The sequence below is a fragment of the Pseudomonas sp. GW822-FHT04C11 genome, from assembly GCF_058800905.1.
Map to the genome: position 1 here is coordinate 86705 of NZ_JBXAMS010000006.1, position 20342 is coordinate 107046.

General features: G+C 60.9%; 20 protein-coding genes and 1 pseudogene. 11 read left to right on the forward strand and 10 right to left on the reverse strand.

Annotation, left to right across the window (positions count from 1 at the left end):
• Nucleotides 1-11 precede the first annotated feature (11 nt).
• Nucleotides 12-1349, reverse strand: coding sequence for a sensor histidine kinase (locus tag AC1RJ3_RS11920; RefSeq protein ID WP_493079095.1), 1338 nt, complete (start codon nt 1347-1349; stop codon nt 12-14).
• Between the two features lie 8 nt (nt 1350-1357).
• On the reverse strand, nt 1358-2068 hold the full coding sequence (locus AC1RJ3_RS11925) for a response regulator (protein WP_033865698.1): 711 nt from the start codon (nt 2066-2068) through the stop codon (nt 1358-1360).
• A 199-nt stretch (nt 2069-2267) separates the two neighbouring features.
• Between AC1RJ3_RS11925 and AC1RJ3_RS11930 the strand changes: the two genes are divergently transcribed.
• From AC1RJ3_RS11930 to AC1RJ3_RS11945, 4 genes are all read left to right on the forward strand, one after another.
• Nucleotides 2268-2606, forward strand: coding sequence for a hypothetical protein (locus AC1RJ3_RS11930; RefSeq protein ID WP_493079097.1), 339 nt, complete (start codon nt 2268-2270; stop codon nt 2604-2606).
• Nucleotides 2607-2676: 70 nt separating this feature from the next.
• A complete protein-coding gene (locus AC1RJ3_RS11935; protein ID WP_054595771.1) occupies nt 2677-3075 on the forward strand; it encodes a hypothetical protein in 399 nt (132 codons plus the stop codon).
• A 52-nt stretch (nt 3076-3127) separates the two neighbouring features.
• Nucleotides 3128-3568, forward strand: coding sequence for a bleomycin resistance protein (locus tag AC1RJ3_RS11940; protein ID WP_054595770.1), 441 nt, complete (start codon nt 3128-3130; stop codon nt 3566-3568).
• A gap of 94 nt (nt 3569-3662) precedes the next feature.
• Nucleotides 3663-4241 (forward strand): DedA family protein, encoded by a 579-nt coding sequence (locus AC1RJ3_RS11945; RefSeq protein ID WP_493079100.1) that lies wholly within the window; start codon nt 3663-3665, stop codon nt 4239-4241.
• Nucleotides 4242-4543: 302 nt separating this feature from the next.
• On the opposite strand, the gene AC1RJ3_RS11950 is transcribed toward AC1RJ3_RS11945, so the two are convergent.
• Entirely contained in the window at nt 4544-5719 is a 1176-nt protein-coding gene (locus tag AC1RJ3_RS11950) for an aspartate aminotransferase family protein (protein WP_493079102.1), read from the reverse strand.
• Between the two features lie 102 nt (nt 5720-5821).
• On the opposite strand from AC1RJ3_RS11950, the gene AC1RJ3_RS11955 reads away from it, so the two are divergent.
• Nucleotides 5822-6730, forward strand: a complete 909-nt coding sequence (locus AC1RJ3_RS11955) for a LysR family transcriptional regulator (protein WP_347928987.1) — start codon at nt 5822-5824, stop codon at nt 6728-6730.
• A 131-nt stretch (nt 6731-6861) separates the two neighbouring features.
• Nucleotides 6862-7875 carry a GGDEF domain-containing protein gene (locus AC1RJ3_RS11960; RefSeq protein ID WP_347928986.1) on the forward strand — a complete coding sequence of 338 codons (1014 nt, stop codon included), beginning with the start codon at nt 6862-6864 and terminating at the stop codon, nt 7873-7875.
• Nucleotides 7876-7882: 7 nt separating this feature from the next.
• Here AC1RJ3_RS11960 and msrA read toward each other — a convergent pair whose 3' ends face one another.
• The 3 genes from msrA to msrB all read right to left on the reverse strand — a co-directional run bounded on the left by msrA (nt 7883) and on the right by msrB (nt 11181).
• Nucleotides 7883-8590 carry a peptide-methionine (S)-S-oxide reductase MsrA gene (msrA, locus tag AC1RJ3_RS11965; protein ID WP_493079105.1) on the reverse strand — a complete coding sequence of 236 codons (708 nt, stop codon included), beginning with the start codon at nt 8588-8590 and terminating at the stop codon, nt 7883-7885.
• 216 nt (nt 8591-8806) lie between these two features.
• Nucleotides 8807-10618 carry a cytochrome c biogenesis protein DipZ gene (locus AC1RJ3_RS11970; protein ID WP_493079107.1) on the reverse strand — a complete coding sequence of 604 codons (1812 nt, stop codon included), beginning with the start codon at nt 10616-10618 and terminating at the stop codon, nt 8807-8809.
• Nucleotides 10619-10662: 44 nt separating this feature from the next.
• Nucleotides 10663-11181 carry a peptide-methionine (R)-S-oxide reductase MsrB gene (gene msrB, locus AC1RJ3_RS11975; RefSeq protein WP_493079109.1) on the reverse strand — a complete coding sequence of 173 codons (519 nt, stop codon included), beginning with the start codon at nt 11179-11181 and terminating at the stop codon, nt 10663-10665.
• Between the two features lie 152 nt (nt 11182-11333).
• Here msrB and AC1RJ3_RS11980 point away from each other — a divergent pair, with 152 nt between their 5' ends.
• The 5 genes and pseudogenes from AC1RJ3_RS11980 to AC1RJ3_RS12000 form a co-directional block, all read left to right on the forward strand.
• A complete protein-coding gene (locus tag AC1RJ3_RS11980; RefSeq protein ID WP_054595762.1) occupies nt 11334-12050 on the forward strand; it encodes a response regulator transcription factor in 717 nt (238 codons plus the stop codon).
• Nucleotides 12047-13573, forward strand: a complete 1527-nt coding sequence (locus AC1RJ3_RS11985) for a sensor histidine kinase (RefSeq protein ID WP_493079111.1) — start codon at nt 12047-12049, stop codon at nt 13571-13573. Before AC1RJ3_RS11980 ends, AC1RJ3_RS11985 begins: the two co-directional genes overlap by 4 nt.
• Before the next feature lie 90 nt (nt 13574-13663).
• Nucleotides 13664-14176 carry a hypothetical protein gene (locus tag AC1RJ3_RS11990; protein ID WP_493079113.1) on the forward strand — a complete coding sequence of 171 codons (513 nt, stop codon included), beginning with the start codon at nt 13664-13666 and terminating at the stop codon, nt 14174-14176.
• 281 nt (nt 14177-14457) lie between these two features.
• Nucleotides 14458-15162, forward strand: coding sequence for a hypothetical protein (locus tag AC1RJ3_RS11995; RefSeq protein ID WP_054595759.1), 705 nt, complete (start codon nt 14458-14460; stop codon nt 15160-15162).
• A 402-nt stretch (nt 15163-15564) separates the two neighbouring features.
• Nucleotides 15565-15804: pseudogene (locus AC1RJ3_RS12000) on the forward strand (YebG family protein); the annotation flags it as partial.
• Nucleotides 15805-15967: 163 nt separating this feature from the next.
• Here AC1RJ3_RS12000 and AC1RJ3_RS12005 read toward each other — a convergent pair.
• From AC1RJ3_RS12005 to AC1RJ3_RS12020, 4 genes are all read right to left on the reverse strand, one after another.
• Nucleotides 15968-17077, reverse strand: coding sequence for a dihydrolipoamide acetyltransferase family protein (locus AC1RJ3_RS12005; protein ID WP_493079115.1), 1110 nt, complete (start codon nt 17075-17077; stop codon nt 15968-15970).
• Nucleotides 17078-17105: 28 nt separating this feature from the next.
• Nucleotides 17106-18092 (reverse strand): alpha-ketoacid dehydrogenase subunit beta, encoded by a 987-nt coding sequence (locus AC1RJ3_RS12010; RefSeq protein ID WP_054595757.1) that lies wholly within the window; start codon nt 18090-18092, stop codon nt 17106-17108.
• Entirely contained in the window at nt 18085-19182 is a 1098-nt protein-coding gene (gene pdhA / locus AC1RJ3_RS12015; RefSeq protein ID WP_347928980.1) for a pyruvate dehydrogenase (acetyl-transferring) E1 component subunit alpha, read from the reverse strand. Before pdhA ends, AC1RJ3_RS12010 begins: the two co-directional genes overlap by 8 nt.
• Before the next feature lie 101 nt (nt 19183-19283).
• Nucleotides 19284-20303: a Leu/Phe/Val dehydrogenase gene (locus AC1RJ3_RS12020; RefSeq protein ID WP_054595755.1), complete on the reverse strand. Its 1020-nt coding sequence runs from the start codon at nt 20301-20303 to the stop codon at nt 19284-19286.
• Nucleotides 20304-20342 lie beyond the last annotated feature (39 nt).

Genomic DNA, 20342 nt, shown 5'->3' on the forward strand with positions numbered 1-20342 from the left:
ATAAATCCTCTCTAACCCACCTGCACCGGCAACACCACCCGCGCCTCCAACCCTCCCCCCGTGCGGTTCCTCACGGTCAGCGTGCCGCCGTGTTCCAGAACAATCGCCCGTGCCGCCGACAACCCCAGCCCCACGCCCCCCGTGCTTTTATTCCGCGACCCTTCCAGCCGAAAGAATGGCGCAAACACCTGTTCATAACTGTCAGCCGGGATCCCCGGCCCACGGTCGAGTACCCGAACGATCACCTGTTCGTCTTCCTGGCACAGTTCAATCGCCGGTTCACTGGCGTACTTGATTGCATTGTCCAGCAAATTGGTGATCACCCGTTTCAGCCCCAGCGGGCGGCCGAAGTAGACCAATCGGGGTGGGCCGCTGAAGGTGATGTCGATGGACTGGTCGCGGTAGTCGTCGATCAGGGTTTGCAGCAGTTCGGCCAGATCGAACTGGGTTGCCTGCTCCAGGCGAGCGTCGTCGCGGAAGAACTCCAGGGCGGAGTTGATCATGGCCTGCATTTCGTCGACGTCGCGAAACAGCCGTTGTTGCTGTTCGGAGTCTTCGATGAATTCGCCACGCAGGCGCATGCGGGTCAGCGGGGTGCGCAGGTCGTGGGAGATAGCGGCGAGCATCTGCGTGCGGTCTTTGATGAAGTGCTGCAACTGGGCCTGCATGGCATTGAACGCGAGGATCGCCTGACGGATTTCATGCGGGCCGACCGGGTCGATGGGCGGTGCACGAAAGTCGACGCCAAAGCGTCGGGCGCCTTGGGCGAAGTGCTGCAGGGGTTTGGCCAGTCGGCGGGTGGCGATCAGCGCGACGATGCCGGTCGACAGCAACACCAGCAGAATCACGATCAGGGTTCGTGGCCCTTCCGCCAGCCCCCAACTGCGGGACGGTACGCTGAACATCAGCCAGGACTGATCCGCCAGTTGCACCAGCAAAGCGTAGTGCCCATTCTTCTGTGGCCAGTCGCCGGGTTGATAGGCTTCGACTCGGCGGGTCGGCGTGTTGAACAGTCGCTGGGCCTCCGGTGAGGCCGTGCGGTAAGCCGCTTCGGGAGTGTCCGGCAAGTCGAGGCCTTGACGGGTGGCATGCCAGCTGACGCTGAAGGAGTTTTCGCTGGCGGCCTCGGCCAGGCGTTCGCGCTGCGACGCTTGCGAGGCTTCCATCATCCGGGTAATGGATGCGGTCTTTTCCAGGAGTCCGGTTTCGGCCAGCGGTGGATACGCCCAGACGCCGGCCAACTGAATGAACAACGCGTTGAAAGCCAGCGACGTAAGCATCGCGATGAGGGTGGTCAGGGCGATCCAGCGGGCCACGGTGTCACGCGGTCGCAGACGCAAAGCGGCCATGAGTTTTTTCACTGGCGGGTCACGCTGGGGGTGAACAGATACCCGCCGTTGCGCACGGTACGAATCATCTCGGGGCGCTTGGTGTCGTACTCCAGTTTGCGCCGCAAGCGGCTGACCTGAACGTCGATGCTGCGATCGAATGCCTCATGGGTGCGGCCTCGCGCCAGGTCCAGTAACTGTTCCCGGGTGAGAATGCGCTGTGGATGCTCGACAAACACCAGCAGCAAGTCGAACTCCCCGGCCGACAGCGGAATCATCACCTGATCCGGTGAACGCAGTTCCCGACGAGTGAGGTCCAGTTGCCAGTCGGCGAACTTGATCAGCGGGCGCGGCGCTTCCCCGGTCAGCGGGCGGCTTTCGCCTGCACGACGCAGCACGGCGCGCACGCGGGCCAGCAGCTCCCGGGCGTCGAACGGTTTGCTCAGGTAATCATCGGCGCCCATCTCCAGCCCGACCACCCGATCACTCAACTCACCCATGGCGGTCAGCATGATCACCGGCGTCGGGTATTGCTGGCGCAAGCGTTGGCACAGCGTCAGCCCGTTCTCGCCCGGCAGCATCAGGTCGAGAATGATCAGGTCCGGCGCCTGGCGCTCAATCGCCGCCCACATTGAGGCGCCATCGGTGGCCACCTCCACCGCATAGCCTTGTTGCACAAAAAATTTCTTCAGCAGCGCGAGGACCTCAAGGTCGTCGTCCACGATCAAAAGACTGCTCACCAGCGGCATCACTTAAGGTCTGAAAGAACCCACATCTAAAACCATTCGGCGCGCTCCGTCATATATTTCAATCGGGTAACAAAGCGACATCGCGGTAAAAAAGCAGACATCTTTGCGCAAGGCTCGAATGTCAGCATCTGTCACCTTTTCCCGAAGACTGTTTGCGCACGCGTACACCGCTGCCAGGAAGCCCAGACCGATGATCTCTGAAAACCAGCCGCTAATCCTGCAACAACGCGTGGTGAAACACGCCAACGCCAACCTGCACTGCCGCGAAGTCAGCCTCCAACTGTCGAGTGACCAGCGCGAGTTGATCCTCACCCGCTACACCGAACACTACAGCCCCGACGGCCTGCAATGGGTCGAACGCAGCCACTGCGTGCCGGTGACCGACCTGCTGCGCTGGGTGATTGAGAATGGTGAGGCGCAAACGTTGGTGCAGGGTGGGGACGCTTTGGAAGTCTTGCCGATTGATCGTTCCCACGTTCACCCGCGTGGGAGCGATCAATTACACGTTGATCTTCGACCTGTCCAATGATCTGGAAGACAGGCACCGCAACCTATAGCCTATAGCCTATAGCTATCGCCATTTGAAAAGGACTCTTCACATGCACACTGACTGGAAGCAAATCCGCGAGATGATGAACACTGTCATCGACAGCTGCGAGCAGATCGAGAACGCCGGTTATCGAGAGGAGCACCGCACGGCCACGGTGGAGGTCAACGGCCATCCGTACTCCGTTCATGAGTTTCTGATCAGTGCCTGGACACTGCCGGAGAACATTCGCTACCGGATCATTCAGGAACGCCACGACAAAGGCGTCAGCCTGCCTTATGTGCCCGAGTCGGCGCGGATGCTGCTGGCCATGGCCCAAGCGTGCAGCGAACTGATCGGGGCTCGGGATGCGGCGCCAGCGCAACAGGCGATCAATGGAATGAACCACTGGTTTACCAACTATGCGGTACCGAATATCAAGAAGGCGATTGAGCAGGCCGAATCCGATTGAGGCGGTATCCTGAACGCACATTGATCGGGCTGGACGCTCACTAAGGAGAGGTATGTTTTCAAGGAACAGAATGGTCCCCGAACTGATGGTCGGCGACATCAGGAACAGTCTGGATTTCTGGACCGGATTGGTTGGCTTCAGGGTCGCCTACGACCGCCCCGAAGAGGGATTTGCCTACCTCGATTTCGACGGGGTGCAGGTCATGCTGGAGCAGTACGACCCGCTCGAAGGGCAATGGGTGACCGCTCCACTGGAACCGCCATTTGGGCGCGGCATCAACTTTCAAATGACGGTCGACAGTGTCGAGCCGATTCTCCAGCGGTTGGCCGCTGCCGAGTGGCCATTGTTTCGCCCGTTTGCCGAGAAGTGGTATCGATCCGGTACGGTGGAAGTCGGCCAGCATGAGCTGTTGGTGCAGGACCCGGACGGTTATCTGCTACGGTTGGTTGAGTACCTGGGGGAGCGTCCGCTCTCGAATGTCGCAGCCACATAATCGCTTCAATCATGGATGCACGGGCAACGACCCCAGCCGATAGCGGTCCACCATTACCCAGCCTCCACAACACGCCAAAGGCCGCCAACCGCCCATGTTCGAGCACATAGACCTCAATCACCTCCTCGCGACCTACGGCTATTGGGCGGTTTTTATTGGCTGTGTCATGGAAGGCGAAACCATCCTGATATTGGGCGGCATGGCGGCGCATCAGCATTTGCTGAAGCTTTGGCCGGTGATCGCCTGGGCCAGCGCCGGTGGGATGTTGGGGGATCAATTGCTGTTCTGGAGCGGCCGTTATTTCGGCACGCGACTGTTACCACGCCTCAAACGCCAGCAAGCGCAGATCAAGCGCGTCAGCGGATTGATCGCACGCTACCCGTCGATGTCGGTTTTTTCGGTGCGCTTTCTGTACGGCATGCGGTTGGTGGGCCCCATGGTGATCGGTGCCAGTGGCCTGTCGCCGTTGCGTTTTTCACTGTGGAACATGCTCGGTGCAATGGTCTGGGCCACACTGTTTGTCAGCGGCGGTTATTGGGCGGGCGAAGCGCTTCAGCAATTGTTTGGTGATCTCAGACCTTACCGGTTGCCGATTGCCTTGGGTGTTGTGCTGGTCGTTGTGGTTGTGGCGGTAATCGTGCACCTGAGAAACAAGCGTAAGTTGCAGCAGTAAATCTGAGCACGTTTTACTCGGATCGAACCTACCTTTTTCAAGGAAACGTCTTGAAGACAACGGAGCATACCGAGCGCCTAATCGAGGCTGGTTACTAAACTCCGAGCGTTTCGACCCATCATAACCACCTCAACCAACGCCAACGAAACAACCTATCTTCTTGCTTCACGAGCCAACTCTGAACGTCTCATAGCCTCAATCTGCAACTTGCGCGCAGTGAAGGACGTAAAAGACGAGTGCCGGCAGGTGGTATTTCAAAAACACTCTGAAATACCGCCTGCCGTAAACAAAGATGGAGTTGGTTAATCCCCTCTCACCACCCGCCCTACCCCCCGCACAATCATCTCCACCTCCCGCTCATCGATGGTCAGCGGTGGCAGCAAGCGGATGGTCTTGCCCCGTGTCACGTTGATCAGCAACCCGTGGTCCCGCGCGGCGATCAGGGTCAGGTCGCGGATGGGCCGGGCCAGTTCGATGCCGATCATCAAGCCTTGGCCACGGATCGCCAGTACCTGCGGGCTGCCATCGAGTTCGGCGCGCAAGCGTGCGAGCAGGCGTTCGCCCTGACACTTGGCGTTTTCCAGCAAACCTTGTTCTTCGATGATTTCCAGCACGGTGCAGCCCACCCGACACGCCAGCGGGTTTCCGCCAAAGGTGCTGCCGTGGCTGCCCGGGGTGAAGAGTTCGGCGGCTTTGCCGCGAGCCAGGCAAGCGCCGATCGGGACGCCGTTGCCCAGGCCTTTGGCCAAGGTCATGACGTCCGGGACGATACCTTCGTGTTGAAAGGCGAACCATTGCCCGGTACGGCCGATACCGGTCTGGATCTCGTCGAGCATCAGCAGCCAGTTGCGCCGATTGCACAATTCGCGCAGGGCTTTCAGGTAGCCGGGCGGCGCGAGTTGCACACCGCTCTCGCCCTGAATCGGCTCCATCAAAACCGCTACGATGCGCTGGCCATGAGTCTGGTGCGCCTTATCCAGTGCGGCGAGATCGCCGAACGGCACCTTGATGAAATCCCCCGGTAGCTCCTGAAACCCCAAGCGCACCGCAGGGCCATCGCTGGCAGACAAGGTGCCCAGCGTGCGGCCATGAAAGGCGTTCTCCATGACCACCACCAACGGCTGCTCGACACCTTTGTGCCAACCGTACAGCCGGGCCAGTTTCAGCGCGGTTTCATTGGCCTCGGCGCCGGAGTTGTTGAAGAACACCCGGTCGAGCCCCGACAACTGCGTCAGTTTGTGCGCCAGCCGTTGCTGCCAGTCGATGCTGTACAGGTTGGACGTATGCAGCAACAGGCCGGCCTGTTCGCTGATGGCGCTGACCACCTTCGGGTGCGAGTGGCCGACATTGGTCACGGCCACGCCCGCCACCGCATCCAGGTATTCACGACCAGCCTGATCCCACAGGCGTGTGCCCAACCCTCTGGTAAAGCTCAAGGCCAGGGGTTGATACGTGGTCATCAGGCAGGCGGCGGTCATGACATCAAGCTCCATCATTGGTCAGTGTTTTTGCAGTATCGTTAGCCACCTGAGCTGGATAAACGCCGAAACACTTCAATCATTTTAAAGCTGGGCTTGATAATGGACTTACTGCTGGCGATGTCGGTTTACGTGAAGGTGGTCGAGGCTGGCAGCATGACCGCCGCCGCTCTGGAGTGCGAAATGTCGACCACCATGGTCGGCAATCACCTGCGAGCGCTGGAGCAACGTCTCGGCGTCAGTTTGCTGCACCGTACGACACGGCGTCAGCGCTTGACCGAATTTGGCTCGACCTACTATCAACGCTGCCTTGAGGTATTGGGGCTGGTGGCCGACTCCGAGCGGCTGGCCGAACAAACCCAGGGCGAACCCAGCGGAACGTTGCGCATTACCGCCCCGCTGACCTTTGGCACGGAACGCCTGGCGCCGGCCTTGAGTGAATTCGTGCAGCGCTGCCCACAGGTCAAGCTGGATGTGGTGTTGACCAATCAACGTCTTGATCTGCTGGACAACGGTTTTGACGTGGCGATTCGCCTGGGTAATACCGAACCGCCCAACCTGATCGCCCGGCCACTGGAGGACTACACGCTGACCATGTGTGCATCGCCGGCGTATCTGGCACGCCGTGGCACACCGCAAAAACCGGAGGAACTGGCCGATCACGACTGCCTGGCCTTTGCCTACCCGGCGGGCGATGAATGGCGCTCGGTGGAAAAACAGTGGCGCCTGAGCGGCCCTGACGGGGAGATCGTCGTGGCGGTGAGCGGCCCGATGCTGATCAATAGTTCATCGGGCCTGCACCAGGCGGCGCGCACTGGGATGGGTGTGGTGATGCTGCCGGATGCACTGGTGGATCAAGACCTTCAGGAAGGGAAACTGGTGGCCCTGATGCAGGACTATCAACTGCCCCGTCGCCCGATGAATCTGATCTACGCGCAGGACCGATACCGTTTGCCGAAGCTGCGCAGTTTTGTCGAGTTTGCGTTGCAGACATGGGGTAAACAGAACTGATCGCGCACGCCATTATTACTACGTAAGAGGCTTCTATCCCTTGATTTCCGGCGCTACAGTGTCAACGCGCCATGAGTTAGTCTGTACGACTGGCCGGCCACTTGAAGATCAGGGCAGCAGGGAGAGCGGTGATGGTTGAGTTGTCCAGTATCGAGCCGTTGAAGGTCAGCCTGACTGATTTGAATGAAGACATGCTGCACGCGATTCTGGAACTGGTCAGCGACGGGATCTGGGACTGGAACGCCAACACCGGGTTTGTCTACCGCAATCGCGGTTGGTACGACATGCTCGGCTACGCGCCTCATGCACTTGAGAACAACGTGCTGGCCTGGGAGAACGCGATTCATCCCGACGATTACCAGCAGGTGATGCTGCAATTCGATGCTCACCTGCATCAGCGCTCGCCCCGCTATCAAACCGAGTACCGTTGCCGCAGGCGGGATGGCCGCTACATCTGGATCGAAGATCGCGGTCATGTGATCGCACGTAACAGCGATGGCTCAGTGGCGCGGATGATCGGGGCGAGCCGCTGCATTGAAGACAAGAAGCGTCTGCTCGAGCAACTCGAACGGCGCAATCACTCCCTCGAAGCGATGGTCGAGGAACGGACCCGCGAGTTGTCTCTGCTCAATCAGCAGTTACAGGCGCAGCTGGACGAGAACCGTAAACTGGCAGAAAGCGACACCCTGACCGGGATCGCCAACCGCTATCTCCTGGAAAAAGCCTTGCCACTGGAATGCGAGCGTTCCCAGCGTTTTCGTCAGCCGCTGTCGCTGATCGCCATGGACATCGATGACTTCAAAAATATCAACGACCATTACGGCCATGCCTTGGGCGACGCGGCGTTGGTGCACGTGGTCGAAAGCGTCAAACGCTGCGTGCGCGAGGGTGACTTGCTGGCCCGTTGGGGCGGCGACGAGTTCATCGTGATCCTGCCCAACAGCACCGCGGCCACCGCACGCGCCCTCGCTGAAAATATCCGCCTTGAGCTGTCGAGCCTGCCACCGGTGGGCGACTTCCAGGTCACGATGAGCTTCGGCGTGGCGCAACGCTTTGAAGACGAACAACAAACCGGCCTGCTGGCTCGGGCGGATCAGGCGTTGTATCGCTCGAAGATCATCGGCAAGAACATGATTTCCGGTTGATCCAGCACTACATGCCAGTCTTCACCAACACCGGTTTCTCCTGATACCGCTCCGGGTACAGCTGTTTGAGTTGCGCGACTTTCGGCAGGTCGTTGATCACGATGTAGGGATACGTCGGATGCTCCGTCAGGAAGTTCTGATGGTAGGCCTCTGCCGGGTAGAAGCCGTTGTAGGTTTCGAGTTTGGTCACGATCGGTTTGTTGAAGGCATGTGCGGCATCGAGCTGTGCGATGTAGGCTTGGGCGACTTTTTGTTGCTCGGCACTTTCGACAAAGATCGCCGAGCGATATTGGGTTCCGGTGTCCGGGCCCTGGCGATTGAGCTCGGTGGGGTTGTGAGCGACCGAGAAGTAGATTTGCAGCAAGGTGCCGTAGCTCACCTGAGCAGGATCGAAAGTGATCTGGACCGATTCCGCATGGCCTGTGTCACCCTCGCTGACACGCTCGTATTGCGCGGTGTTCGCAGCACCTCCGGCGTAACCGGAGAGCGCGTTCTTGACGCCTTTGACATGCTGGAACACGCCTTGAACGCCCCAGAAACAGCCACCGGCAAACACCGCTGTCTCGCTGTTGGCCTTGGGCGTTTCATCCACGGCTGGTGGCGCGATGGCGACTGCATCTTCGGCAGCGCCGAATGAAAAAGCCATGCATTGACCTGCAACTGCAGCGACGGCCAGCCCGAGCAGGGTCTGGCGCCAGGTAAATCGGGTTTTCATGATGACGACTCCTGCATAAACAACTCTGAGTAATGTGGCGAGCACAACACCTGTGGCGAGGGAGCTTGCTCCCGCTCGGCGGCGAAGCCGTCGTAATTAAGTTAATGCGGTGTATCTGATGCATCCCGGTCAATGGTTTTGGGATCGCTACGCGCTCCAGCGGGAGCAAGCTCCCTCGCCACAGGGGTCAGTGTGGTCTGGGCAACTGAATGTTCATCAACCAAAGGTAAACGCATACGCCGACACGCCCGGGTCAAGGAACTCGATGCTGAAAGTCCGATCTGCCACGTCGCCGGGTTGGCGCACCAATTGGTAGAGGCGTTGTTCGGTGACGCTGCCGCTGCCATCCGGGGCGACGTCGGTGCCGTGGGCATCACCCGGGGCCTTGCCGTCGATCATGACTTTGAAGCGCACCGGTTTGCCGTCAGCGCCGGGGCCCAGTACCAGGTGCAGGTCGCGGGCATGGAAGCGGTAAACGATGCGGCTGGCCGGGGCCGCCGAGGTGGCGCGCTCCGAACCGACGTTCCAGTGGCCGTCCAGCGTCCAGTCATTCAGTGCCAATGTTGCGGGGGCGCTGTAGGCGGCAACCTTGTCGGGCGCGAGGCTCGCCTCAGGTACGAAATGTTCCAAACGCTGGTAGCCGACGTAGGTTTCCGGCGAACGCACTTCGTTCATGTCCGGTGCCTGTTGCACGCCTTGGGCGCTGGCGTCGATCAGGCCATCGGCGACTTTCGCCGCACCGGCTTCACGCAATAGCTGCTGGATCACCCGTTCCGATTCGGCGTAGTTGCCCTCACCAAAATGGTGGTAACGAATGCGTCCCTGAGCGTCGGCAAAATAGTGCGCCGGCCAGTATTCGTTGTTGAAAGCCCGCCAGATCCGGTAGTCGTTATCGATGGCTACCGGGTAATTGATACCCAGATTCTTCATAGCCTTGGTCACATTGCCCACATCCCGTTCGAAGGCAAACTCCGGCGCATGCACACCGATCACCACCAGGCCCTGATCGCGATATTTCTCGGCCCAGGCTTTGACGTACGGCAAGGTGCGCAGGCAGTTGATGCAGGAGTAGGTCCAGAAATCCACCAACACCACTTTGCCCTTCAACGCTTGAGCGCTGAGCGGCGGCGAGTTGAGCCACTGCACCGCACCGTCCAACGACGGCAGGTTACCTTCGACGGGCAGAGGCGCGGGAGCGTTGGCGGCCACTTTCATCGCACCACCGGCAGCCATCATGGCTGAGCCTGGTTGATCGTCGGCGGACGGCGGAATCTGCGCCATCATCGCCCCGCTGTTGGCCGGTGATTTACCTGCCAGTCGACCGACCAGCGCCTGTTCAAGCCCACCAGTGGACGCGGTCGACACCCGCGCCAGAAGCCCGGTGTCCAGGCCCAGGGCGATGGCGGCCACACCGGCCAGCATCGCCGCACCAAGACCACGGCGCAGCCATTCACCTGCGCCGATCGAACGTTTCATCGCCGCGAAGACTTTACCGCCCAGCAGCAAGGCGACCGCGAGGGAAGTGGCGGCGCCCAGCGCGTAGGCCAGCAACAACAAGGTGGTGCCGATGCTTGCCCCTTGCAGCGCCGCGCCGGTCAGCACCAGCCCGAGAATCGGCCCGGCGCACGGTGCCCAAAGCAGGCCCGTGGCGACGCCGATCAGCAACGAAGCAGCGGGACGCGGCCGGGCATCGGCGCCCGCCGCTTCCGACAGTCGACTGCCGGCGGCCACCAGTGGACGCGTCAGCCGTTCGGCGAGTTGTGGCAGCAACAGCGTCAGCCCGAACAGTGCTACGAACAGCAACGCGAGCCAGCGACCGTACTGATTGAGTTGCACCACCCAACCGCCGCCCACCGCCGCCAACGAGGCGACGAGCGCGAAGGTCAGCGCCATCCCCGCCAACAGCGGCAAGCCACTCTTGATAAACGGTTGCCCGGTGCGAGCGAAGACAAACGGCAGTACCGGCAGAATGCACGGGCTGAGAATCGTCAGCACACCACCGAGATAAGCGAGGACCAGAAGCCACATAACAAGGACCTGTATGAAGTGAAGGAAAAAGCCTGCCCATGGTGTCAGGCCGCTTGCGGCTTGAAGGTCATCGCCAGACCGTTCATGCAGTAGCGCAGACCGGTCGGTTTTGGCCCGTCGTTGAACACATGGCCCAGATGGCCGCCGCAGCGTCGACAGTGAACTTCCTCGCGCAGCACGCCGAACGAGCGGTCTTCGCGGGTCGCGACGGCATGCTCCAGGGGCGCCCAGAAACTCGGCCAACCGGTATGGCTGTCGAATTTTGTTTTCGATGAAAACAGCGCCAGATCGCACCCGGCGCAAGCGAAGATACCGTCGCGGTGTTCATTGTTCAGTGCGCTGGAATAGGCCCGTTCGGTGCCCTCTTCGCGCAGGATTTCGTACTGCTCGGCGCTGAGCAGCTTGTGCCACTCGGCATCGCTATGGGTGACCTCAAAGGTCTCGGCAGCGCTCGCCTCGCTGATCAGCAGCGAGCCTCCGGTCATTTTTGGCAATACACCGGCAACCAGCGCCGCAAGGCCCAGCCCGCCGCCCGTTAGAAGAATCTGTCGCCGTGAAAACATGGCCCTCTCCCTAAATCCGCCGTGGATGACATGGAACACAGCCTAGGCTTGAGGTGATCGCCAAATCCTCACGTGGAGTTAAACAATTCGTGATAACTCGCCGAGGGAAAACCCCGCACAATACGTGCACTGCGCAACAGGATTAAGTCCCAATGGATCAACCCAAACGCGTCCTGGTGGTCGAGGACGACAAACACATCGCCGACCTGATCTGCCTGCACCTGCGCGACGAACACTTCGAGGTCGTGCACAGCGCCGATGGCAACGAAGGCTTGCGCCTGCTCGAGCAAGGCAGTTGGGATGCGCTGATCCTCGACCTGATGCTGCCGGGCGTCGACGGCCTGGAAATCTGCCGCCGCGCCCGCGCCATGGCCCGTTACACCCCGATCATCATCACCAGCGCCCGGTCGAGCGAAATGCACCGCATTCTTGGCCTGGAGCTGGGCGCCGACGATTACCTGGCCAAACCGTTTTCGATGCTTGAGCTGGTGGCGCGGGTCAAGGCCCTGCTGCGACGGGTCGACGCCATGGCCCGCAACCTGAAAATGGACGCTGGCAGCTTGACCTGCGACGGGCTGTTCATCGACCCGATCACCCGCGATGTGTCGCTCGACGGCAAGCGCCTGGACCTCACCCCACGCGAGTTCGACCTGCTGTACTTTTTCGCCCGGCAGCCGGGCAAGGTCTTCTCGCGCATGGACCTGCTGAACGCCGTCTGGGGTTACAGCCACGAAGGCTACGAGCACACCGTCAACACTCACATCAATCGTCTGCGCTCCAAGATCGAAACCGACCCGGCGCAACCGGTGCGGATTCTCACGGTGTGGGGCCGTGGCTATAAATTCGCCCCGGCGCAGGAGCAGCCATGAGACTGACACTCACCCAGCGCCTGTCGGCGGTGTTCGCCCTGCTGCTGTTGGTGTGCAGCGGCACGTCGGTGTGGATGCAAGTGCGCTCCAACCACATGCATGAGCTGGAAGTGGTGCAAGGCTTGTCCCGGGATCTGGCGCAGCACATCGCCCACGACACCCAGTTGATGGACGCCAATGGCCTGAAACCCGATGCACTGCGCGAGTTGTTCAGCCAGTTGATGCTGGTGAACCCGAGCGTCGAGGTGTACCTGCTCGACAGCAGCGGCCGGGTGGTCGGCAATGCGGCGCCCGAAGGCCACCTGCGTCGCGAGCAGGTCGATCTGGCGCCCGTGCGGCGCCTGCTCAACGGTGAAGCCCTGCCGATTCTCGGCGACGACCCGCGCAGCATCGACGGGCGCAAGGTGTTCAGCGCCGCACCGCTCAAGGTCAACGGTCAGCAGGTCGGCTATCTCTACGTGGTGCTGCTCAGCGAAGAACATGACCGCTACGCCGAACGCGGCGCCACCAGCGCCGCGCTGAACACCGCGCTGTGGTCGATCGGGATGGTCGCGTTGCTGTGCCTGATCGCCGGTCTCACGGCGTTTACCCTGATCACCCGGCCGCTACGCCGCTTGACCGACACGGTCGCGCATTTCGACATTGACGGCGTACCGGTCGCCCCGCCCTCGCCGGCGCCCTCAGGTCCAGCGGAGAACCTCGCCACTCAGGACGAAATCGCCGTGCTCGATGCCGCCTTCCGGCAGATGCAAAAACGCCTGGGCGAACAATGGCGTTCCCTGACCCGCCAGGATCAGGAGCGCCGCGAGCTGGTCGCCAATATCTCCCACGACCTGCGCACACCGCTGGCATCGCTGCATGGCTACCTCGAAACCCTGTCGTTGAAAGACGCCAGCCTGACCCCGGCCGAGCGCCGCCGCTATCTGGGCATCGCCCTCGACCAGAGCCGCAAGGTCGGCGGCCTGGCGCAGTCATTGCTGGAACTGGTGCGCCTGGAACACGGCTTCGTCCAGCCGGTGCTGGAGCGTTTTTCCCTGACCGATCTGGTGCAGGACATCTTTCAGAAATTCGAGCTGACCGCCGAAGCCCGACACGTGCAGCTCAAGGCAAGCTTCGCACCGAATGTCTCGGCGGTCTGCGCCGACCTTGGGCTGATCGAGCGTGTGCTGACCAACCTGTTCGACAACGCCTTGCGCCACACACCCGATGGTGGGGAAATCGACATCAGCCTTGTCCCGCAAGGCAAGTTCGTCGAGATCACCGTCAGCGACAGCGGCCCGGGCATCGCCGCGGAACTGCGCGAGGGCTTGTTCCTGCGGCCCTTCAACATTGGTGGCGCACGCCGCGACGGTGGTTTGGGATTACGCATCGTGCACCGGATTCTGCAGCTGCATGGCCGCGAGATTCACTTGCTCGATGTGCCAGGACAAGGCGCGACCTTCCGTTTTTCGCTGCCGGTGGATGAGGAAACGGCGAGCGCGTTGGCGGTTCGCTCGATGAATCTGAATTCGCCCCAGCGATAATCCGCTAGCCTCCATGACATTGACTCAAGCAAGGACGCTGACCATGTTTTACCAAACCACCCCGCCTCAACCCCGCGCAGGTATCCGCTGATGCTCGATATCCTGCAAGGCACACCGCTGTGGGTCTACGGGGTTTTCCTGTTGATCTGTTATTACGGGCTCAGGGCCAGGACGCCCAGCCGCGAAAGCAAACGGTCCCTGTTCATCACACCGGGCATCCTGACGCTCTGGTCATTCTTTTCACTGAACTACCACGAACAACCCGAGTTGGCGCTGGGCAGCTGGCTCGCCGGTATCGCTCTGGGCAGTCTGGCGGCGATTGCGTTGTTCTCGCGCCATGGCCTGACGCTGGACAGCGACGGTAAAGACCTGATCGTTCCCGGCACCTGGAAAATTCTCTACATCTCTCTGCTGTTCTTTGCGGTGAAGTACTTCATCGGCTATCAATCCGCCGTTCACCCGGAGCGCTCGGCCAGTGTGCAGATGCTGGCACTCACCGGTATCGCCTCGGGGTTTACGCTCGGGCTCTTTTGCGGTCGGGCAATCACGCTGTACCGCGAGTTGATGACGCTGCGGGCACTCAAAAGCGCTCCCGCTGGTTAAAAAACAACCCACGCTTTATCGCCAAGGCCATGGTTGAAGTGCTGGTCGCCGAAATGAACTGAATACCCAATGCCCGCCGGACTGCCAGCCCCGCCTTCGAATCGAACGCGGGGCTTTTTTTGCGCAACGATTGGCCGCTGTTGCGGTCACATCGGTCGCTGTGTTGCCCTGATCGTCCGTTGGTCCGTGACAACATCGCAGCGGTCCAATAGATTAAGCGACCCGAAAACGCCGATGCCGTTCTCGTCTCAAATTCTGTTTAAAGAAGTAGTGAATTTTCAATGCCAGATTCCAACACCGCTGAATCCGTAATCACCTTGTCGTCCAAAGCGGAATACGAAAACTCCATCAATCTTTCACAACACGTGCCGCAGGCCAAAACCATCAGCGAGATGGTCCTGGACGCCTTCCACACCTCGAAAGAAAGCGACCAGATTCGCGAGCTTCGCGCGGCCATCCGCCAGGCTCACGACCGCTTCGACGACGACAAAGCCTACGAACTGATGGGCGAACTCAAACAACTCAAGGACGCCGAGGCCGCCGATATCGCAGCCCTGGAAGACCTGAGCAGCAAGTTCCCGATCAGCCGGATTCTGTCGAGCTTCAAGGATGACCCAGACTTTCAGGAGCTGGTCTACGGCCTGGCGCTGAAAGTGCTGAACCAGACCCATCAGGCCATCAGCAACCCAAGCGCCGGCAAGAGCAAAGCAGCCCGCGCCAAGAAAGAAATCGAAGTGTTCAGCATCAGCAAGGACGGTGTCAGCGTCAGCCTGCCGCTGCGCAATCCGCGCTCCAAACCGTACGTCGACCGTGAAGCCTTCGAATTCCTCGGTTTCACCTTTGTGGGTGAAGGCGACGAGGCAGAGCTTGCCAGCGAGACCTTCATCGACAATGCCGGTACCGAACAACCGGCCACCCGCAAAGCCATCGTCACCGCCCTGCAACAGCAGACGGCGTTCGACGGCTACAGCATCGCGGCACAGTAACCACGGCCTGCGCCTAACTCTCGTTATTGCCGTAACTCCCGTTATTGCCGTAGCAGCTGTCGAGCCTGCGAGGCTGCGTTAGAGGCGGACCGCGATCGGGTGCAGTCCTCGCAAATCCTGCGTACGCGGTTCGCCTGAAAGAACGCATTGCCTGATTTTACGACCGCTTTGCGGCCGGACGCAGCCTCGCGGGCTCGACAGCTGCTACGAGAGCTAGACGTAGCCTCGCGGGTACGGCAGCTGGAACAAGCGATTGGGCCACTCGCTCCGCCTGACAAATCCTGAATCCGGTCTACATTAAAAAGCCACTACCCAAAGCGCAGGGATTCGCTTATCCTTTTGACTGTATATAAATACAGTAGTCGCAAAAGACAACTATCGTGAAGGCATGTGAGGTGGTGAATGGCCGTCGAAGTGGTATACCGCAGCAGCCGAGATCTGGAGCGCTTGTTCATGGATAAAGCCGAAGCTGACCGTCATGACAAAATGCTCGAACTGGCTGAATTGCTGGCTGAAGTGTTGCAAAAAGCAGTTCCATCGCTGACTGAGCAACAGGTGGAAGAAGCCGGGATCTACATGGCGAAAAACCGCGATGTGTTCGCCAAGGCGTTCAAGAGCCAGCCGGACGCCCTGTCCGAATTGCTCAACGTGCCGGTTGCAGCCGCTGCACCTGCAGAGCCAACGGAACCAGCCGAGCCAGCGGAGCCTGCCAAACCCGCGAAATCGGCTAAGCCCGCGAAGTAAGCAACGCCCGAATTGAATAGGCCCTGAGTCACTGACTCAGGGCCTTTTTCATGCCCGCGTTTCAACTGTCCGGTTGTTCCAGTGCCTCGACCAACACCTTGAAGAACCGTGCCGCTTCCCCTCCCGTCACCACCCGGTGATCGAAAGTCAGCGACAGCGGCAATATCGGGTGCACCACAACCTTGCCCGCCATCGCCACCGGTTCGTCACGAATGGCACCGGCCGCGAGGATCGCCACTTGCGGCGGTACGACTACCGGGTTGGCATAGCGCCCGAACATGGTGCCGAAGTTCGATAAGGTCAGGGTCGCGCCCATCATTTCCTTGGCCGGGATCGAACGCGCCTGCACGTCGGCGCGCAAGCGGGTGATGCCTTCTTTCAAATCATCTGACGAGCGATTACCCACATCGCGCAACACCGGCACGAACAAACCATCGGGGGTGTCGACGGCAATGCCCAGATTCAGGGCGTCGTGGTGCTTGATCGACAAGGACTTGCCATCAAAGCCACTGTTGAGCATCGGCTCCACGGCACAGGCAGCCGCCATGGCCTTGGCCAAACGGATCAACGGATCGCGGGCACGGCCCCAGCGATGCAGGTCGGCATCGGCGTAGAGGGTCACCGGCACCACCTCCGCGTGGGACCTGGCCATGTTTTGCGCCATGCTGCGGCGCACCCCGCGCAGCTTCTCCCCGCCAAATTTGTCGCGCTCGGTTTGCGAGGCACTTTCCACATCGCTGCGGGTGATCAGCCCATCGGGGCCGGACCCGCTCAGCCCAGTCAACTCGACGCCCAGTTGCCGGGCCAATTGCCGTACCGCCGGGGTTGCGCGAGGACTCATGTGTTCACGGGTCGAGGGCGCGGCGCCAACGAAAAACTGATCGTCCTGATGGCTGCCGCCACCTTCAAGCCGCCCCACCACCGTGCCGGCATCCGCCTCGCCTTCATACCCCAGCAAGGGCTCGCCGACGTGCAGGATGTCACCTTCACCGCCGAAGGTTTTCGCCACCACACCGTCGTAAGGTGCGGGAATATCCACCAGGGCCTTGGCAGTTTCCACCGAAACCAACAGTTGATCGGCCTTCACCGTATCGCCGACCTTGACGTGCCATTCGACGATTTCCGCTTCTTGAAGCCCTTCGCCCAAGTCAGGCAGTTTGAAATATTTCATTGCAGCCTCCCGGGCCTCAGGCGCCTCTTTAGAAGTGGTGGAGCACGCTGTCGCAGGCGTGAAGGATGTCTTCGACGTTGGGCATGTACAGCAACTCTTGCCGATACAGCGGTGGCGGAATGTCCGGCGCGGTGACCCGCAGGATCGGCGCCTGCAAATCCAGCAACGCACGTTCATAGAGGCTGGCGGCGATTTCCGCGCCGACGCCACAGGTTCGTGGCGCTTCATGGACGATCACGCAACGGCCGGTCTTGCGCACCGACGCCTCCAGCGTGTCGAGGTCCAGCGGCTTGATGCTCGCGACATCGATCACCTCGGCCGAAATCCCTTGTTCCGCCAGCGCATCGGCCGCCTGCAAGGTTTCCATGACGCTGGCGCCCCAGCTGATCAGGGTGATATCGCTGCCTTCACGCAAGGTGAAGCAGGTATCGAGCGGCAGGCGTTTGCCATCGTCGATCAACGGTTGCGGGTTCATTCGGTAGAGCCGCGTCGGTTCGAGAAAGATCACCGGGTCCGGGTCATCGATGGCCGCCAGCAGTAGCCCATAAGCCCGCGCCGGTGACGAAGGAATCACCACGCGTAACCCTGGGATATGCGCAAACAGCGCCTCGGTGCTTTCACTGTGATGTTCCGGCGCACGAATGCCCGCGCCCATCGGTGTGCGCAGCACCATCGGGCAAGTGATCCGCCCGCGCGTGCGATTGCGCATGCGGCTGGCGTGCGACACCAGGTGCTCCATGGCCGCGTAGATGAAGCCCATGAACTGGATTTCCAGCACCGGTTTCAAACCTTGGGCCGCCATGCCGATCACCAGCCCGCCGAGCATGGTTTCGGCCAGCGGCGTATCGATCACCCGCTTGAAGCCAAAGCTGTCGCGCAATCCTAGCGTGGCGCGAAACACACCGCCGTTCACGCCAACGTCCTCACCGAGCACAATCACGTTTTCGTCCTCGCGCATCGCTCGATGCAACGCCAGGTTGATCGCCTCCAGCAGCGTGACTTTGCCGTTACTCATGGGCGGGCCCTCCTGCTCGGCGCGCCGCGCGTTCGAGCAACCACTCGCGCTGCTCGGCCAAAGCCGCCGGCCACTGGGCATAAACGTGATCGATCACCGATTCAGCTGACTGTTGGCCAGCCGCATCGAAGTTATCCACAGCGCCCTGCACCAGCGCCTGACATTCGGCAATCAGCGCCTGTTCACGCCCTTCGTCCCACACGCCCTGCCCGGCCAGATAACGTTGCAAGCGCTTGACCGGTTCTTCAAGCCAGGCCTGTTTGACCTCTTCGGCCGGGCGATAGCGGGTCGCATCGTCTGCGGTGGTGTGATCGCCGAGGCGGTAACTCACGCATTCCAGCAACACCGGACCTTTACCGTGACGCGCACGTTCGAGGGCGATTTGCACCCGGTCGTAGACTGCGATTATGTCGTTGCCATCGACTTGCTCGCCGTGGAAACCGGCGCCAATCGCCTTCTGTGCCAGGGTCGGCGCCGCGCATTGAATCCGCCGTGGCACCGAGATCGCCCACTGGTTGTTGTTGATCACGAACACCACCGGCAACTGCCAGGCCCCCGCGACGTTCAAGGCCTCAAGAAAGTCGCCCTTGCTGGTGGCGCCATCGCCGCAGGTGGTCACGGCTACCCGGTGCTCGCCACGAATCTTGAATGCACTGGCGACTCCGCACGCGTGCAGCGCCTGGGTGGCGATCGGCACGCAGATCGGGAAGTCCTCGACCGCCGCGGGCTCGGCAAAGTCGCTGCCGCGCTCATCGCCGCCCCAGTACAGCAAAATCTCTTCCATGCGCACCCCGCGCATCAATTGCACGCCAGTGTCGCGGTAATACGGGATCAGCACGTCCTCAGGATGCATCAGGCTGCCGACTGCCACGCCGATCGCTTCCTGGCCGAGGGTCGGCGCGTAAGTGCCGATGCGCCCGGTGCGTTGCAGGGCGACGGCTTTTTGATCGAAGAGACGGGTCAGGACCATTTGCCGGTAGAGGCGGGTCAGCAGATTGAAGTCGTCGGCCCAGGCGGGAAGTTCGCTCAATGCCTGGCCGTCGGGGGATAAATAGCGGGTGTAGGGAAGGTCGACCTTGTTACGAGGCATGAAACGGCTCCTTGCACGCCGGGTCAGCGTGCCGTTGTCGGGCCTGATGCTTGTGGCGCCAGGCTCAGGGAGCAAGTCGACCGGGTAAGGCCCTCACTCCGTCATCGGTACAGCACTTTCTCTGCCAGCTCATCCGCCACCCGGGCCGGCGAGCGTTTTTCAGCCTGGGCATGGGCGAAGACTTCAGTCAGCCGCGAGCTGATTTTCGAGAGGTGCGCGGTGATGTTCGACAACGCCTCGCCACGGTGTTTGAGCGATACATAAATCAACCCGCCGGAATTGATCACGTAGTCCGGCGCATACAGAATGCCGCGGTTTTCCAACTGGTCGGCCACCAGCAGGTTGGTCAGCTGATTGTTGGCCGAACCGGCCACTGCGGCGCAGCGCAATTGCGCAACGCTGTGGCTGTTGAGCACGCCGCCCAGCCCACAAGGCGCGAGAATGTCGCACGGGGTGCTGAGCAGCGATTCGTTGGCAATCGGACGGGCGCCCAACTGTTCGATGGCCAGTTGTACCTTGCCGGCGTCGATGTCGCTGACCAGCAATTCAGCCCCGGCGGCATGCAGTTGCTCGGCGAGGGCAAAACCGACATTGCCCAACCCCTGGACCGCCACCCGCAGGCCTTCGAGGTTGTCACTGCCCAAGCGGGCCATGGCCGTGGCGCGAATACCGGCGAACACCCCCATGGCGGCATGCGGCGCCGGATCGCCGGCGGCGGTGGTGCTAGTGACATGCTGGGTTGTCTGGGCAATGCAATCCATGTCGGCGACCGAAGTACCGCTGTCGATGGCCGTGATGTAGCGACCGTCGAGCTGTTCGACAACGCGGCCGAAGGCCTCGAACAAGGCTGCGCGGCTTTCGACATGGGGCGGACGAACGATCACCGCCACCCCGCCACCCTGCGCCAGCCCGGCCAGCGCGGCCTTGTAACTCATGCCTTGCGCCAGGCGCGCAGCATCCACCACGGCGCTTTCATCGTCGGGATAGGCAAGGTAACGGCAGCCACCAAGGGCGGGACCCAAACGGCTGCAATGAATGGCGATCACCGCCTTCAACCCGGTCACCGGGTCAACGCTCAGGTGCAGCGATTCAAGGCGAGTGCTTTGCATGAGAGCGAACATCGTAGGGCTCCCGAATCACTTCTTGTAGTCGCCAGTATA